Source organism: Streptomyces dioscori (genome assembly GCF_003024195.1).
Lineage (GTDB): Bacteria > Actinomycetota > Actinomycetes > Streptomycetales > Streptomycetaceae > Streptomyces > Streptomyces dioscori.
On the sequence record NZ_KZ679044.1, the window covers coordinates 187756 to 203921 of the forward strand.

Sequence of the window (16166 nt, forward strand, 5' to 3'; positions counted from 1 at the left end):
TTGTGGGGGGTCACATCACTGTGCGCAGGCGCAGCATGTCGATCGCGACGACACTCGCGGTCGTCCTCAGTTCCGCGGCTCTGGCCGCGGGCACAGCGGGTCCGGCATCGGCCGACTCCGCGAAGGTTCTGCCGGTGGCGTCCGTGGGGGACATCGTCGTGGACGGCGCCCACCGGCGCGTGTACGTCTCCGACCCCACCGGCGGCAAGATCGTCGTCACCGACTACACGGGTGCCGTACGGGCCACCCTGACCGGGCTCTCCGGCGTGAGCGGCCTCGCGCTGTCCGCCGACTCCGGCCAGGTGTACGCGGCCGTCGAGAACGGCAACCGCATCGTCTCGGTGGAGACCGGCACGTACACCCAGACCGCCAGCTATCCGGTGGGCGCGGCCCCCAGTGACCTGGAGGTGGTGGACGGCCGGATCTGGTTCGCCCACGGCACCGACATCGGCTCGCTCGACGTCTCGGGCGCCGAGCCCGTCGTGCACCTCGCCCAGCGCGGGGACGTCGGCTTCTCCGGCGGCTTCGGCATGTACCTGGCCGCCGACCCGGCCGTACCCGGCGTCCTGGCGGTCGGCAACGGCGGCGACCTCGCCGTGTACGACGTGTCCGCCGACGGGGCCGCGCTGCGGGTCAAGGGCCGCATGGACACCGCCGTACGGCAGATCGACCTGACGCCCGACGGCGGCCAGGTCCTCACCTCGTGGGGCGACCCGGAGTACGGCTACGGCATCGGTGCCTACGCGGCCACCGACCTGTCCGAGCAGACGGGTTACCCCATCGACGCCTACCCGAACGCGGTGCGCGTCGCGCCCGACGGCAGCGTGGCGGGCGGCAGCAGCTCCTGGTACGACCCGGACGTCCACATCCACCGGCCCGGCGACCAGACACCGGTGCGGGAGTACGACTTCCCCAACACCGGCAACAGCAGCGGCGCCGACACCCTCGTGGAGGGGGCGCTCGCCTGGGCGCCGGACGCGAGCCAGGTCTTCGCGGTCTCCGTGAACACCTACGGCACGTACACGCTGCGCGCCCTGTCCGACCCGACCAAGGAGCTGCCCACCCTCAAGGTGTCGGCCCCCGCCAAGTCGGACCGCGCCAAGAAGCTCACCGTCACCGGCAAGCTGACCTCGAAGTCGGCGCTCCCCGCGGGCACCTCCCTGAGCGTGACCCGTACGGACGTCGAGTCCCCGAACGGCAAGGCGCTGGCCACCGTCAAGACGAAGGCGGACGGCAGCTTCTCCTTCACGGACACCCCGCCCGCCGGCGGCAAGGTCACCTACAAGGTGTCCTACGCGGGCGACGCCACGCACGGCGCCGTCTCCGGCTCGGACGCGGTGGAGGTCTCCCGCAAGGCGACCACGCTGACGCTCAGCAACAACGGCAAGCTGTACTCGTACGGCAAGGACGTCTCCTTCACCGCGCACCTCGGGACGACGTACAAGAACCGTACGGTCGCGATCTACGCGGACCCCTTCGGCTCCGACAAGCCGAAGAAGCTGCTGAAGACGGCCAAGGTCAACTCCAGCGGCAACCTGTCGGCGACCGTCGACATGACCCGCGACACCACGGTCTCCGCGGTCTTCGCCGGTGACGCCCGCTACGCCGGCAAGACCGTGAAGTCGACGGCGTACGCCAAGGCGAAGGTCTCCACCACCGTCTCCAAGCACTACAGGACGGCGAAGATCGGCTCCACGACGTACCAGTGGTTCCGCAAGAACACCGACCCGAAGTTCACCACCACGATGAACTACTACTCGGGCCGCAAGCAGCGTCTCCAGGTGCAGGTGTACCACCAGGGCTCCTGGTACACGACGGGCTCCGAGTACTTCGCCCTCGGCAGCAACGGCAAGTCCGTCGTGACCCTGGGGGCGCCGGGCGAGTCCGGTATCCGGGCCCGCGTCCGCTCGTCGTACGTCAACAGCTCGTCCGGCGACACGGTCAACTCCACGACCCACGGCGCCTGGAAGTACATCACCTTCACCAACTAGGTGCGTGAGTCCGACGCCTGGCCGGGCCGATCGACCGGCCGGTCAGGCGTCGGGCAGGGACGCCGCCAGGTGTTCCCACGCCGTGTGCACGTCCTCGCCGACCATCCCGAACTGCGTGACGACCGCGACACAGCGCCCGTCCCCGTCGTCGAGTTCGAGCGCCGAGGTCGGGCCGTGCGCGGCCGTCGAGCGGACCAGACGGCAGGCCCGCACGCCCGCGAGGTCGATCTCCACCGAGCTGTCCGCGATCGCGGCGAACACCCGCCCGCCGACGGTCCGGTCGGTGACGTGCACCCGGCCGCCGCACGCCTGCATGGCTCCCGGGCCGAACACCGCGATCCCGACCGGCAGTCCGACGGAGCAGACGTGGTCGAGCACCGCGGGCACGACGTCGGCCTCGATCGCCCGGTGCTCGCCGCGGTAGCGGTGGAAGGCCGCGCGCCGGGCCACCCCGCCGTCCGCCAGCACCGCGTCCAGCTGCGCGAGTTGGTCGCCGCTCTCCCACTCCGGTACGGCGGGCACGGCAGGCGCGGCGGATGCGGTGGACGGTCCGGCCGCCCGGAGCCCCGGGGTGACCGTGCCGGCGAGTCCGGCCAGCAGGCGGTCCCCCTCCGAGAGCAGCCGCCCCTGGTGCGCGGTCCGGCCGTCCGCGTCGAACAGGCTCAGGGCGACCGTGCCGGTGTCCTCGTCCCGCGCGACCACCGCCGAGGCGACCGAGCCGCCGTCGATACGCAGGGCGATCGAGCCCGGCCGGACGGCGAACGCCTCGCCGAGCAGGCTCGGGACGGCGTAGCTGCCCGCCTGTTCGATGCGGGCGACCGGTCCTCCGGTGATCGCCTGGACGTACTGGAAGAGCGTCAGGCAGCGGGCGAGTTCCGGCATCCGCGCGTCGATCAGCCGCACACTGCCGTTCCGTCTGCCGCAGCACCCCTCGAACGCGCAGGTCCGGTACGGCTTGTGGTGGTCCGTCATGTTCAGTACACGTCCCGTACGTAGCGCTTGGCCCGGCGCAGGTCCGCCAGGTACTCGGCGGCGTCGGCGTCCCCGCGTCCGCGCTGTCCGGCGATGACGCCCAGCAGGGCCGCCTCGACGTCCTTCGCCATCCGGGAGGCGTCCCCGCAGACGTAGACGTGCGCGCCGTCCTCCAGCCAGGCGTACAGCTCCCGCGCCTGCTCCCGCATCCGCGTCTGGACGTACACCTTCTCGGCCTGGTCGCGCGAGAACGCGAGGTCGAGCCGGGTGAGCACGCCGCTCTCGCGCAGCCCGGCCAGCTCGTCCTCGTACACGAAGTCGGTGGCGCGGTGGCGGTCGCCGAAGAACAGCCAGTTGCGTCCCGAGGCGCCCCGTGCGGCCCGCTCGTGCAGGAAGCCGCGGAAGGGCGCGATGCCCGTGCCGGGCCCGATCATGATCATCGGGGTGTCGTCGTCGGCCGGCACGCCGAAGGAGGCGTTGGGCTGGAGGTAGACGCCCACGCATGCCTCCTCGCCGACCCGGTCCGCGAGATACGACGAGGTGACTCCCGCGTACGTCCGCTGCCCGGTGCCGTAGCGGACTGACGCGACGGTGAGGTGGACACGGTCCGGGTGGGCGAGCGGGCTCGACGAGATCGAGTACTGGCGGGCCTGCAACGGCCGCAGGAGCGGCAGCAGTTCGGCCAGATCCGGGGCGGCCGGTCCGGCGTCCCGGAGCAGGTCGAGCACGTCCCGGCCCCACAGCCAGGACTCCAGGTCGGACCGGTCGCCGTGCGCGACGACCGCGGCCAGCTCGCTCGACGGCGCCCGCTCCACGAGGTCGGCGATCAGTTCCTTGGACGGGGTGCGGATCTCGCGCTCGGCGCGCAGGAGTTGAGCGGCCTCTTCGTCACCGCCCGCGCCCAGGTGTTCCAGCAGGGTGCCGACCAGGGTGTCGTCGTTCAGCGGTACGACGGCCAGCGCGTCGCCCGCCTCGTACGTGATGCCGCTGTCGCCGAGGTCGAACTCGTAGTGGCGGATCTCCTTCGCGCTGTCCGGCGAGGACAGCAGCCTGTTCACCAGGAGGCGGGAGGGGTAGGGGGTGCGCTTGTTCCAGGGGGAGCGGGTGCGGGGCGCCGGGGCGGGCGCGGGGGAGGGCGTGGCGGTCGCCGTCGTACCGCCGGTCTCGGCGGTCAGCCGGTCGAGGACGGCGGCCGTCCAGGCCGCCGCGGGCTCCTCGAAGTCGACGTCGCAGTCCACGCGGTCGTACAGCCGGGTGGCCCCCAGCTGTTCCAGACGGGTGTCGATGAGCTTCGCGGCCTGGCAGAAGTCGTCGTACCCCCGGTCGCCGAGCCCGAGGACCGCATAGCGCAGCCCGTCCAGGCGCGGCGCGGTGTCGGCCTGGAGCGCCTCCCAGAACAGCCCGGCGCTGTCGGGCATCTCGCCCTCGCCGTACGTCGAGGCGAGGACGAGGACGTGGGACATCGCGGCGAGCCGTTCGGGCGTGACGGCGTCGAGCGCGGTCGCGGTTGCGCCGAGGCCCTGCGCGCGGGCCCCGGCGACGACCTCACCGGCGAGGAACTCGGCGTTCCCGGTCTGGGTGCCGAACAGGACGTCGACCGTCGCCGTGGGCGCGTCGGCCGCCGTCGGGGCCCGGCGTCCGGCCGCGGCGACACCGGCGACGAACCCGGCGAGCCAGGCCTCCTGCCCGGCGGAGAACGGCGCGTCGGCCGGGATCAGGGTCCCGGTCGGGGGCATGAGTGTCACGCGGTCACCGTCTCGGTCGTCTCGGTCGGGGCCTGCGGGACGTGGCGGCTCGCCAGGTCGTCGAGCGCCGCGGTCGCGAGCAGTTCGTCGAAGCGGGCGGCCCGTACGCGGCCCGCGTTCCTGGCGTTCTGGTGCATGATCCAGCCGTAGGTGCCGGGCGCGTCCACACTGAGGTTGTTGCGCTGCCGCAGGGCGCGCTTGTAGTCGTCGAGGCGCTTGACCGCGATGAGCGTGGCCAGCTCGTCGTCGGCGAACCGCTCCAGCGTGCCGCGCAGATACTTCACGACCCGCTGCTTGACGAAGAAGTCCTCGGTGAGCACGAGGTTGCGGACCGCCTCGGCGATCCGCGGGTCGTCCGGGCCGCTCGCCCCGGGCACCCGCCGGAGCGCGAGATCCTGCGCGACACCGAGCACGGTGTACGAGGACAGCAGCGAGAACATGTCGTCGCTTCCCTGGTCGCCGAAGGCCGGGGCACGGCCGCCGAGCACGGTCCTGCGGTCGCGGTAGTCCACCTTGAACGCGCGCAGCTTGTCCGTCGCGATCGAGGTCGCCAGCTCGTCGAGGAGCTGCCCCCGGCTCGCCGCGGCGAGGATCTCACCGGCGTCCTGGTACAGCAGCAGCGCCCGGGGCATCCCGCAGTACACGTGCCGCCGCTCGCTCTCCCAGTCCGCCAGCAGCCGGGCCGCGAGCGGGGAGCCGGTGGCCTCGGCATGCCATTCCAGGAGCAGCCGCACGGCCTCCTCGTGGAAGGCGCCGTGACCGGTGTCGGTCACCGGGAACACCAGCAGCGAGTCGGCGCTCACCCGGTCACGGACCTCGCCCGAGGGGTCGTACTGGTAGAGGAACCCGCCGCTCATACCGTTGCCGAGGCCCTTGCCGAAGCCGCCGAGGTTCAGGACGGTCCCGCCGGTCATGTACTCGCAGCCGAAGTCGCCGACGCCCTCGACGACCGCGGTCGCCCCGGAGTTGCGTACGGCGAACCGGTCGCCCGCCTCGCCCTGCACGAACGTCCGGCCGCCCGTCGCGCCGAACAGTGCGAAGTTCCCGACGAGCACGTTGCCGCCGCGCTCGGTACTGCCGCCGCCCGGGGCGCGGACGACGATCCGGCCGCCGCTCTGGCTCTTGCCGACACCGTCGTTGGCGGTGCCGGTGTGTTCGAGGGCGATGCCGTCGTTGCAGAACACGCCGTACGACTGGCCGGCCGACCCGGTGGTACGGATGCGGACGGCGCCGTCGACGAGGCGGCGCCGGCCGCGGTCGTCGACGGTGACGGCGGGTACGGCACCCTCGAACTCGTGGTTCGCGTGGTTCTCGTGGTTGAGGAGCCGCTCGATGTCGACGGAGAGCTGACCGCCGACGGACTTGTCGCTGTTGCGCAGGTGGACGCCCTCGACGAGCAGGGACGGCTCGCGCCGGTCGAGGAGCGCGGCCCGGACCCGCTCGATGAGCGCGTCGTCGGTGGTGAAGTCCTTCTCCAGGTACTCGGGGTCCGCGACGGCCTTCTCCGGCACACGCGCGAGCAGCCGGCGGACGTCGAGCCGCCCGACGCTCGCGGGGTGGTCGAGGAGCTGCAGCAGGTCGGTGCGCCCGCGCGCCTCGCGCAGGGACCGCAGGCCCAGGCGGGCGAGGATCTGCCGGACGTCGTGCGCGATGTTGAGGAGGTACTGGGCGAGTGCGCGCGGGTCGCCCTCGAAGGCCTCGGCGTTGGTGGTGAGCCCGGCCGGGCACTTCACGTTGCAGTTCTTCGCCATGACACAGCCGAGCATCATGAGCGCGGTCGTACCGAACTCGAAGCTGTCGCCGCCGAGCAGCGCGGAGGTCACGACGTCGGAGCCGGTCTGGTGCGCGCCGGAGCAGCGCAGGACGACCTTCTGCCGCAGGCCGTTGGCGACGAGCGCCTGATGGACCTCGGCGACGCCGATCTCCGCCGAACGCCCCGCGTACTTGAGGCTGGTGACGGCCGCGGCGCCCGTACCGCCGGTGTTCCCCGCCACGTTGATGACGTCCGCGCCCGCCTTGGCGACGCCGACCGCGATGGTGCCGATGCCCTCGGAGGACACGAGCTTCACGACGACCCGTACCCGGGCGGCCTTGCAGTCGTGGATGAGCTGCGCGAGGTCCTCGATCGAGTACGTGTCGTGGTGCGGGGGCGGTGAGATCAGTTCGATGCCCGGGGTGCCGCCACGGGCTGCCGCGATGTCGACCGTCACCTTCGGCGCGGGCAACTGGCCGCCCTCGCCGGGCTTGGCGCCCTGCCCGATCTTGATCTCCAGCTCCCGCAGCATCGGATCGGCGAGATAGCCCGCCCAGATGCCGAACCGGCCGGACGCGAACTGCTTGATCCGGGAGCCGCGGATGGTCCCGTAGCGGGAGTGGTGCTCGCCGCCCTCGCCGCTGTTCGACAGGGCGCCGACCATGTTCGTGCCGTGCGCGACGGCCTCGTGCGCGGTCGCCACGAGCGCCCCGTGGCTCATCGCCCCGGAGGCGAGCACGCGGGTGATCTCGTGCGCGGGCCGCACGTCGTCGAGGGACACGCTGTCGGGCGCGCCCCGCAGCAGCGTGAGCAACGCGGCGGCGGCGCCGGTGACCCGGACGCGGACACCGTCCGCAGCGGCCTCCAGCGTCTCGACCTCCCCGGGACGGACGAGGGCGAGCCCTTCGGCGAGGGCGGCGTGGCGCCGGGCGGGGTCGTCGGGGCCGCCGGCGTGGCTCCCGGGGGCGAGGCACAGCCGCACGACCATGCTGCCGCGACCGTCACCGCTGCCGCTCTCGCTGCCGGTGCCCCCGTCGGCGCCGGTGGCCCGACCCGCGACGGGCGGGTCCGCCGGGCCCCCCGGCGCCTCCGTGCGGTCCTGGACCCGCACCACCATCCCGCGCACCATGACACTCGCGTTGCCGGTCGTGGAGAACCGGCCCAGTTCGCGGGCGAAGTCCTGAGGGGTGCGCAGGCCCGTGACGTCCGCGGGAAGGGCGAGTACGTCGCGCAGGGCGGAGGGGCGCCGTGAGCGTTCCTCGTGGGTCGTGCGCAGGAACGCGCGGTAGCCCGGCGTGATCCGGAACGCGTCGATCTCCGCGTCGCTGAGCGCGTCGTACCCCGTGTTCCGGTACGCGGCCTCCGTGATGCCGAACGCGTCGTCGAGCTGCCCGAGGGTGAGCAGGCGCAGCGCGTCCGAGTCACCGGGCCGCCCGAACTCCGGCCGCTCCTCGACCATGTCGCCGAACCCGCGCACGGCCGTGACCCCGAACGAGTGCCCGGCGCCGTCGGAGCGCTCCTTGAACAGGCCGAGCAGCGGGATCTGCTGATTGCCGTCGACCGTGCGGGCGCGTTCGTGCCAGTCCGTCGCGGCCTGCGCGATCCGCGCGAAGCCGACCCCGCCGACCGGGGCGTCCATGTGCGGGAAGGCCCGCGCGAACACGTCGTCGCGGGTGTCGAGGTAGTTCGGTTCGAAGAACGCGCCGCCGATGTAGCTCTCGGCGGTGCACAGTCCGACGCGTCCCATGGTCTTGGCGAGCGCCTTCTCGGCCGCCTTGCGGAACCTCGCCAGCGCCCGGTCGGTCCCGGTGATCTCCCCCGCCGGCGCGGGCGCGCTCGGGTGCCGCTCCTCGGCGCGCAGCCGCGCGCTGAGGCTGTAGACGGCCGAAGCACCGAACCCGAGCGCGGTCGCCACATGGTGGGAGGACGGCAGCTGACCGCTCTCCACGACGAGGGAGGCGCGCAGCCGCAGACCGGCCTCGATCAGGCGCTGGTTGACGGCCGCGACGGCGAGGACGACGGGCAGCGGCGCCCGCGTCGACGAGATCGCCCGGTCGCTGAGGAGCGCGATGCCGCCCCGCTCGGCGGCGAACCGCTCCACGTCGTCGCACAGGCGCGTCAGCGCGTCCCGCAGGGCGTCGGCGTTCGCGGTGGTGTCCCCGGCGACCGGCTCGTAGAGCATGGCGAACCGTTCCAGCGGCACGATCCGCTGGTCGCGCAGCCGCACCATGTCGAGGTGCCCGAGCACGGGCGAGTTCACGACGAGCTGCCGCTCTCCGGCCGCGCCGGCGTCCGCGATGTCGCCGGTGCCGTCCGGCTTGGGGCCGAGGGCGACCCGCATGCTCATGCCGTCGGCCTCGCGGATGCTGTCCAGCGGCGGGTTCGTCACCTGGGCGAAGCGCTGCGAGAAGTACTTCGCCATACCGCCCTCGGTGTCGCTGAGCGCGTTGATGGCGTTGCCGTACCCCATCGCAGAGATCCGCTCCGAGCCGTCGGCGAGCATCGGGTCGAGCATGAACCGGAAGCTCTCCTGGTTCAGCCCGTACGCCACGTACCGTCCGGCCTGCGTCAGGTCGCCCTCGTACCCGAGCGTCGTCGTGCCCCGGTAGTAGTCGGGCGCGGGGATGTCGTCGAGGTTCACCCGGGCCGCGTCGAGCAGTTCGCTGTAGGGGCGGCGCGCGGCGAGCGCACCGAGCACCTCGCGCGTCCGCATCCGCCGCCCGGTCCGGTGGTCGACGACGAGCATGCCGCCGGCCTCGATACGCCCCCGGTGCACGACCTCCTCGTCGGGGAACGCGACCTGCCCGGCCTCCGACGACACCATCAGGTACTCGGCGGTCTCGACGGTACGCAGCGGACGCAGCCCGAGCCGGTCCAGCCGGGCCCCGATGACGTCCCCGTCGCTGAAGATGACGGCGGCGGGCCCGTCGTTCTTCTCCTCGTACAGCGAGAAGTACTCCAGCATGTCGCGGACGGCGACCGGCAGGGTGCGGTCGTTCTCCCAGGCGGGCGGCATCAGCGACACGACGGCCTCGACGATGTCCAGCCCGTCGTCGGACACCCGGCTCTGCAGGGTCTGGTCGAGCCGGCTGGAGTCGGACTGGCCGGGCGGCCGCACGATTCTCCGGGTGCGGGCCCGCGCGAGCGCCTCGTCGCTCAGCCGGTTCTTGCGGTCGGTGTTCAGCTCGCCGTTGTGCGCCATGAGCCGGAACGGCTGCGCCATCGTCGGATGCGGCTCGGTGTTGGTGGAGAACCGGGTGTGGAAGTACAGCGAGCGCACGGAGTGCCGCGGGTCGCACAGGTCACGGAAGTACCCGACGATCTCCCCGGAGTTGAGCCGTCCCTTGAGCACCTGGGTGCGCGCGCTCAGCGACAGCGGATACAGCCCGGCGTACGCGTCGTCGGCGTAGGCGACGGCCTCGACGGCGAGCAGCGCGCGATGGGCGGCCGAGTCGACGGCATGGCGCTCCCAGGCGTCCGGGGCCCGGAACACCCACTGCACGATGGGGAGCTGGTACTGCTCGGCGGCGGGCCGGGCGACGCCGTGGTCCACGGGCACGTCCCGGACGAGCAGGACGTCGAAGCCCTGCGCGGCGAGGGTACGGCCGACCAGGTCCACCGACGCGTGACGCCGTACGCCGTCGGTCGGTACGAAGCAGTTGGCGACCCCGAAGTGCCCGGGGCGCAGCCGCTCCCCGGTGAGCGCCCCGAAGAACTCCACCGACAGGTCGACGCTCACGCCCGCCCCGTCGCCGACCCCCTCGGCGGACGTGCCGCCCCGGTGCGGGATGGCGCGCAGCGCCTCGTCGCCCCTGCGGACGACGTCGTGGCCCGGTGTCCCGTCGAGCCGGGTGATGAAGCCGACGCCACAGGCGCTGTGCTCGCGGGCGGGGTCGTACAGGCCGAAGGCGGCGGAGGGAGACGCGGCGGAGGGCAGGGCGGCGGAGGGCAGGGCGGCGGAGCCGGTGGAGCGATTCACGTGCGGGTCCTCTGAGCGGGTTCCGGCTGGGGGACCTCCCAGGCCCTTGGGGCACTGGGGGAGGGCGGCCAGGCTGCGTCGGTGGAGCGCTCGCCGAGGGGGGACCGGTGCGGCGGTCGGTGGTCGGACCCCGAGTGGTGCGAGTCAGTATGGTAAGCCTTACCTAAGTTAATTCGCAAGGATGTGCCGTGCACGTAAGCGTGTACGGGATCTCCCGGGCAGGGGCACCGGGCAGGCAAGATGTCCCTATGAAAAAGCTGTCCGTACGATCGGTCGGTCGCGGCTCCGCCGATGCCGGTTCCGCCGGATCGGTGCTGTCGCTGTGGTCCCAGGACTCCGTGCTGTCGATCGGCTCGGTGGGCTCGGTGCTGTCCGTGGGGTCCGTCGGTTCGGCCCTGTCCGTCGGTTCGATCGGCAGCGCCCTGTCGGTCGGCTCGATCGGCTCGTCCCTGTCGCTGATCTCGACCGGCTCATGGCTCAGTACGGGATCGCTGTTCTCCGCGCAGTCGCGCTGGTCGGTGCTGTCCTGGCGGTCGAACGGCGGATTCCTGGCGGTGGGAGCGGCGGGAGCCGTGGGAGCCGTGGGTGCCACGCTCGGCGGGGCCCTGCTGATGGCGCGGCTGCGGCACAGGGGCCAGGGGTGAGGCCGGAACCCGAACGCCGATCCCCCCGTCTTCCCCTGCTGAGAGGCCCGGCTCGGGCCTGAGCGACACCTACCGGATCACCACCTACTCAATCGACTGAAAAACTTGAAACCTATAAAATCGCAGGTCTCCGCCCGAATAGAACCCGGCGTCGCGCCCCCCATGTGGCGCCGGCGACGGGTGAGACTCTGGGCCGTGGTGGGCGTGGCGGCCCTCGGCTTCATGATCGCGCTGGAGATCGCCGCACGTCACTACGGCCTGCCGGGGCCGATCACCAACCAGGTGCGAGAAGTGGTCTTCGCACCCAAGTCGGGCGGGCTGCTCTACGCGAGCATGGCGCTGACGCTGGTGGTGCTCCCCTGGCGGCAGCGGTTCGTCGCGATCGGTGCCGCGGTCGGTGTCGACGCCGTCTTCTGGCTGGTCCGGTGGGCGGCCGGCATCGAGATCACCGACGGCCACCCGTTCGGGAACGGCGCCCTGTGGGTGATCCTCGGCTGCGCGGTCATGGCCCTCACCCGCCGCACCGGACCGGATCGCGTACTGCTGCTGAAGGGCGTCGGGCTCGGTCTGCTGCTGGTGGTGGGCCGCAAGACCGGGGACACCTGGCTGCTCATCACCTCCAAGACCCGCCCGATGGTGCTCGACCAGTACATGGCGGCCGCCGACCACGCGCTGGGCAACCTCTCCTGGCCGGTGGGCAGGCTCGTCACCGCGACCGGCCCGTTCGGCTTCGGTCTCCTCGACTTCGTCTACGGTCAGCTCGCGGTGGCCGCGGTCGTCGTCGCCCTGTACCAACTGCGCAATGTGGCGACCGAGCGCCGCTTCCCGGTCCACCACCTGGTGCGCACGTTCCTGCTGATCGGGCTCCTCGGACCGGCCGTCTACATGATCTTCCCGGTCGTCGGACCGGTCTTCGCCTTCGGCGACGGCGCCGTGCACTGGGCGTCGGTCAGTGTCTGGGCGGACAGCGCCCCGTCCAGCCTCCCGTGGTCGGTGGGCGATCTGTGGCCGCGTACGCCGCCGCCGATCAGTGCCCCCCAGCCCATGGGCTTCGACGGGATCACCCCGCGCAACTGCATGCCCAGCCTGCACACGGCGTGGGCCGTCACGATCTTCATCCACTCCCGCAAGGGCCCGCGGCTCATACGGTTCGCGGGCGCGTTCTGGCTGATCGCGACACTGGCCGCGACACTCGGATTCGGCTACCACTACGGGGCGGACCTCGTCGCCGGTGTGGTGTTCGTCCTCACGATCGAGTCGGCCCTGCGCGCGTACGACCGCGGCTGGGACCGCTCGGGGATCCGGCTGGCCGCCCACGGCGCGACCGTCTTCGCCGGGCTCCTGGTGGCCTACCGCTTCCTGCCCGCCGAGATGGCCCGCCACCCGTGGATCTTCGGACCGCTCGTCCTCCTATCGATGGCCTCGGTGATCTACCGCTACGTACGCACCACGACGGCATGGGAGCCGAAGCCCACGCCGACACCACAACTGGACCCCCAGCCCGAACCGGCCTGAGCACCGGGGACCGGGCGTCAGACGGTGTCCGCGGTCCGGCGGTCCTTGTCGACGAAGAAGCTCAGCAGGGCCGTGACGGTGGTGGTGACGGCGAGCCGCACGGCCCACGCGCCGACGGAACCGTCCCCGAGGCCGGCGGTGCGACCGGGCCCGTCGAGCAGCACGTGGCTCAGCGGCCAGGAGCCCGCGCAGCCGACCGCGTAGAGCCACAGCGGGGGTTCGTTGGAGGCGATGAGGAACGCGGCCGCGACGACCACGACGGCGCCGAGTACGACGGTGAGCACGGTGATGTCCATGCCCGTAAGCATTCCGTCGGCCGGGCGGGGAGTCGTCGGCGTGGCGGACGACCGGGGCCTCTACCGAAGGGTGGAGAAACCGGCTGGGCCTACGCTCGTGCCCGACATGGAGACGACCTGACATGGAGACCACACGGAACTGGGCGCTTCCGGGGCTGCTCGCCGCCGTCCAGGTGATGCTGCTGTGCATCGGGGACGAGGCCGGTCTGCTGGACGCCCCCGCACCGGGCCCGGCCGGTGCCGTCGGCGTGCTCGTCGCGGTCGCGGTGGAGACGGTCGCGCTGAGCATGCGCCGACGCGCGCCCGTACGGGCCCTGGTGTGGGTCCTCGCGACGTCGGTCCTGGGCCAGGCCATGGAGTACGACGCGTACACCGACCTCGGTCTGCCGGTCGCCCTCTACTCCGTCGCGGTCCGCCGTCCCACCGCGGTCACCGCGGGAGCCCTGGCCGCGGCCGTCGGCTCGTCCTGGCTGCCGGCCGTCGTACGCGTCGGATTCCACCCCGCGCTCGCCACCCAGCTGACGGTGCAGGCAGCCACGTACGTCGTCTGCGTGGGCCTCGGGCTGGCACGGCGGCAGCGGGTGGCCGGGCGGCAGTCGGCGGCCCGCCTGCTGGCCGGCGCGGAGGAGAGCAGGCAACGGGCCGGGGAGACCGAACGCGGCAGACTCGCCCGGGAGTTGCACGACGTCAGCGCGCACCACCTGACCTCGGTCGTGGTCACCGTGGACGTGGCCCGCAGACTCGGCGACCGCAGACCCGAACTCGTCGCCGAGGCGCTGGAGTTCGCCGAACGGACCGGGCGCGAGACCCTGGCGGCGATCCAGCGGCTGGTCGCGGTGATGCGGGACGCGGACCCCGCCGACGCCCACCCGATGACCGGCCGCATCCAGGACCTCGTCTCCGGATTCGGCCGCCTGGGCCGCCCCATCGCGATCGACCTGCCCGGCGACCTTGCCGGACCCGCCGCCGAGGCGGTGCACGGCATCGTGCGCGAGGCCCTCACCAACGCCCTGCGCCACGCGCCCGGTTCGGCCGTACGGGTCGCCGTACGGCGGGTGGACGGGACAGCGGACGGGGCAGCGGGCGGTGTGGCGGACGGCACGCTGGAGCTGACCGTGGACAACACCGCCGCGCGCGGCACGGCCGACTTCGGGGGCCTGGGATCGGGCAGGGGGGTCACGGGCATGCGCGAGCGCGCGGTGGCCCTCGGCGGGGAGCTGACCGCGGGCCCCGGGCCCGACGGGGGCTGGCGCGTGCGGGCCACGCTGCCCGACACCACGGGACCCCGGCAGCCCGGCGTACGCCCCCGGCGGCGCGACTTCCCGCGTGAGCAGAGGCTGGCGGACCTCGCGCTCGTCTTCTCCGCGGCCGTGTTCCCCCTGATCGTGCTGCTGGCGGACGCGGAGGACTGGAAACACCACGACGGCACCACCGTCCTCCGGGACATCGGCGTGGTGGCCGCGCTGCTCACCCTGCACGCGCTGCCGCTGCTGTGGCGGCGCCGGGCGCCCTGGGCGGTCCTCGCCGCGGTGCTGGCCTCGTCGTGGCTGTGGCCGGTGGCCCGTACGACGGCCCACCTGTCGGGACAGGTGTCCCCCTTCCTGGCGGGCGGCCTGCTGGCCGAGACGCTGGCCGTGTACGCCCTGGCAGCCTATGGCCGTGGCGCCGCGTCCACCTGGCCCGCGCCGCTGACGGCCGCGGGAGCGGGTGCCACCGCGCTGACCGTGACGGCCACCGCCGACGGCGCGATGGCCGGGCAGACCCCGTCCATGCTCCTGGTGATGGTGGTCGTCGTGCCGCTGGGGACACTGCTGTGTCTGCTGTTCCTCCTGGTGTGGGGGACCGGGCTGATCGTCCGCGGCCGGCGGCTGCGCGCCGTGGCCCGCGACGACCTCGCGCTCAGCGTCTCCCGGTGGGAGGCGCAGCACGCGGCGGGCGCCGAGCGGCACCTGCTGGCGGCACGACTGCGGGACGCGGTGCTCGACCGCACCTCGGCGCTCGTCGAACTCGCCCGCCGGGGAGAGCTGGACGCGGTGGCCACCGAGGCCCGCGCCACGCTCAAGGCCATGCGGGACCTGCTCCACGAGATGAACGGCGGACTGCCGGCGATGAACGACGGACCGCCAGGGATGAACGGCGGACTGCCCGGACCGGCTCGGCAGCAGACTCCCGCGCCCGCTTTCGACTTGGCCCTCGCCCTCGACGCGCTGTGCCGTCCGATGGGCCCCGCCGGACGGAAGGTGACCGTGCGCGGGCTCCCCGGAGCCGCCGCCGGGCTGCCGGAGCCGGTGGCGCTGACGTCGTACCGGCTGGTGGAGGCGGCACTCGGCGCCGGTGACCGGGGGCCCGCCCGGGTACGCCTGCGGCGGCGCCGCGGAGCACTCCACCTCACGGTCACCGGCGTACGCCTGGCGGTGCACGGCCCGGCCGCGGACCGCCTGCGCGCGCACGCCACCGCCGCCGGGGCCTGCATCGCCCTCGAACCTGCCGGTACGGTACGGGTGTTGCTGCCGTCGGCGGCCGGCCCCGGTGCGTCGGCGGCCGGACCCGGTCCGGACCCGGATCCGGTCCCGTTCCAGGAGGTGTCCCCGTCGCCACACGTGTGATGGTCGTCGACGACCAGGCGGTGGTCCGCGCCGGGTTCGCCGCCATCGTCGACGCCGAACCCGATCTGACCGTGGTCGGGGAGGCCGGGGACGGCGCGACCGCCGTGGAGCTGGCCACCCGTGAGGCCCCCGACCTGGTCCTGATGGACATCCGGATGCCCGGCATGGACGGCCTGACCGCGACCCGGTTCATCACCGCGCTCAGGCCCGGACCCCGCGTCCTGGTCCTCACCACCTTCGACCTCGACGCGTACGTGTACGAGGCACTGCGGGCCGGAGCCTCGGGGTTCCTCCTCAAGGACGCCCAGCCCGAGGAGCTCCTGTCCGCCCTGCGCGTGGTCGCCTCCGGCGAGGGGATCCTCGCCCCGGCCGTCACCCGCCGGCTGATCGACACCTTCGCGCAGGGCGCGCCCCCGCCGCCCGCCGTGACGGGGGCACTCGGACAACTCACCCCGCGCGAACGGGAAGTACTGCTTCACATCGCCGCGGGCCTGGCCAACGCGGAGATCGCGGACGCGCTCGGCGTGACCACCGGAACCGTGAAGACGCATGTCAACGCCCTGCTCACCAAACTGGGCCTACGGGACCGGGTGCAGGCGACGATCCTGGCGTACGAGACGGGCCTGATCCGTCCCGGGGGCACACCCGTCCCACCCGTCCACTAG

General features: G+C 72.9%; 10 protein-coding genes. 6 read left to right on the forward strand and 4 right to left on the reverse strand.

The features are described from left to right. Positions 1-35 precede the first annotated feature (35 nt). Positions 36-1991 carry a YncE family protein gene (locus C6Y14_RS19390; RefSeq protein ID WP_225891157.1) on the forward strand — a complete coding sequence of 652 codons (1956 nt, stop codon included), beginning with the start codon at positions 36-38 and terminating at the stop codon, positions 1989-1991. A gap of 42 nt (positions 1992-2033) precedes the next feature. Here the strand turns inward: C6Y14_RS19390 and C6Y14_RS19395 are convergent, their stop codons facing one another. The 3 genes from C6Y14_RS19395 to C6Y14_RS45065 are packed head-to-tail and all read right to left on the reverse strand — an operon-like array spanning position 2034 to position 10440. After that, on the reverse strand, positions 2034-2963 hold the full coding sequence (locus tag C6Y14_RS19395) for a ChuX/HutX family heme-like substrate-binding protein (RefSeq protein ID WP_107017991.1): 930 nt from the start codon (positions 2961-2963) through the stop codon (positions 2034-2036). Between the two features lie 2 nt (positions 2964-2965). Then, positions 2966-4699, reverse strand: coding sequence for a diflavin oxidoreductase (locus C6Y14_RS19400; protein ID WP_107018221.1), 1734 nt, complete (start codon positions 4697-4699; stop codon positions 2966-2968). A 5-nt stretch (positions 4700-4704) separates the two neighbouring features. After that, positions 4705-10440 (reverse strand): glutamate synthase-related protein, encoded by a 5736-nt coding sequence (locus C6Y14_RS45065; protein ID WP_225891158.1) that lies wholly within the window; start codon positions 10438-10440, stop codon positions 4705-4707. Positions 10441-10688: 248 nt separating this feature from the next. On the opposite strand from C6Y14_RS45065, the gene C6Y14_RS19410 reads away from it, so the two are divergent. Next, positions 10689-11084, forward strand: coding sequence for a hypothetical protein (locus C6Y14_RS19410; protein ID WP_225891159.1), 396 nt, complete (start codon positions 10689-10691; stop codon positions 11082-11084). Between the two features lie 162 nt (positions 11085-11246). Beyond that, on the forward strand, positions 11247-12599 hold the full coding sequence (locus C6Y14_RS19415; RefSeq protein WP_107017992.1) for a phosphatase PAP2 family protein: 1353 nt from the start codon (positions 11247-11249) through the stop codon (positions 12597-12599). A gap of 17 nt (positions 12600-12616) precedes the next feature. Here the strand turns inward: C6Y14_RS19415 and C6Y14_RS19420 are convergent, their stop codons facing one another. Beyond that, positions 12617-12895 carry a hypothetical protein gene (locus C6Y14_RS19420; protein WP_225891160.1) on the reverse strand — a complete coding sequence of 93 codons (279 nt, stop codon included), beginning with the start codon at positions 12893-12895 and terminating at the stop codon, positions 12617-12619. On the opposite strand from C6Y14_RS19420, the gene C6Y14_RS45525 reads away from it, so the two are divergent. From C6Y14_RS45525 to C6Y14_RS19430, 3 genes are read left to right on the forward strand one after another with little or no spacing between them, the layout of a single operon-like run. Continuing rightward, positions 12894-13016, forward strand: a complete 123-nt coding sequence (locus tag C6Y14_RS45525) for a hypothetical protein (RefSeq protein ID WP_263973078.1) — start codon at positions 12894-12896, stop codon at positions 13014-13016. The two genes, C6Y14_RS19420 and C6Y14_RS45525, sit on opposite strands and share 2 nt — an antisense overlap. Before the next feature lies 1 nt (position 13017). Further along, the gene (locus tag C6Y14_RS19425) at positions 13018-15501 is read left to right on the forward strand and encodes a sensor histidine kinase (protein ID WP_107017994.1); all 2484 of its coding nucleotides are present in this window, start codon (positions 13018-13020) and stop codon (positions 15499-15501) included. Then, positions 15501-16166, forward strand: coding sequence for a response regulator (locus C6Y14_RS19430; protein WP_107017995.1), 666 nt, complete (start codon positions 15501-15503; stop codon positions 16164-16166). The genes C6Y14_RS19425 and C6Y14_RS19430 overlap by 1 nt, the downstream gene beginning before the upstream one ends.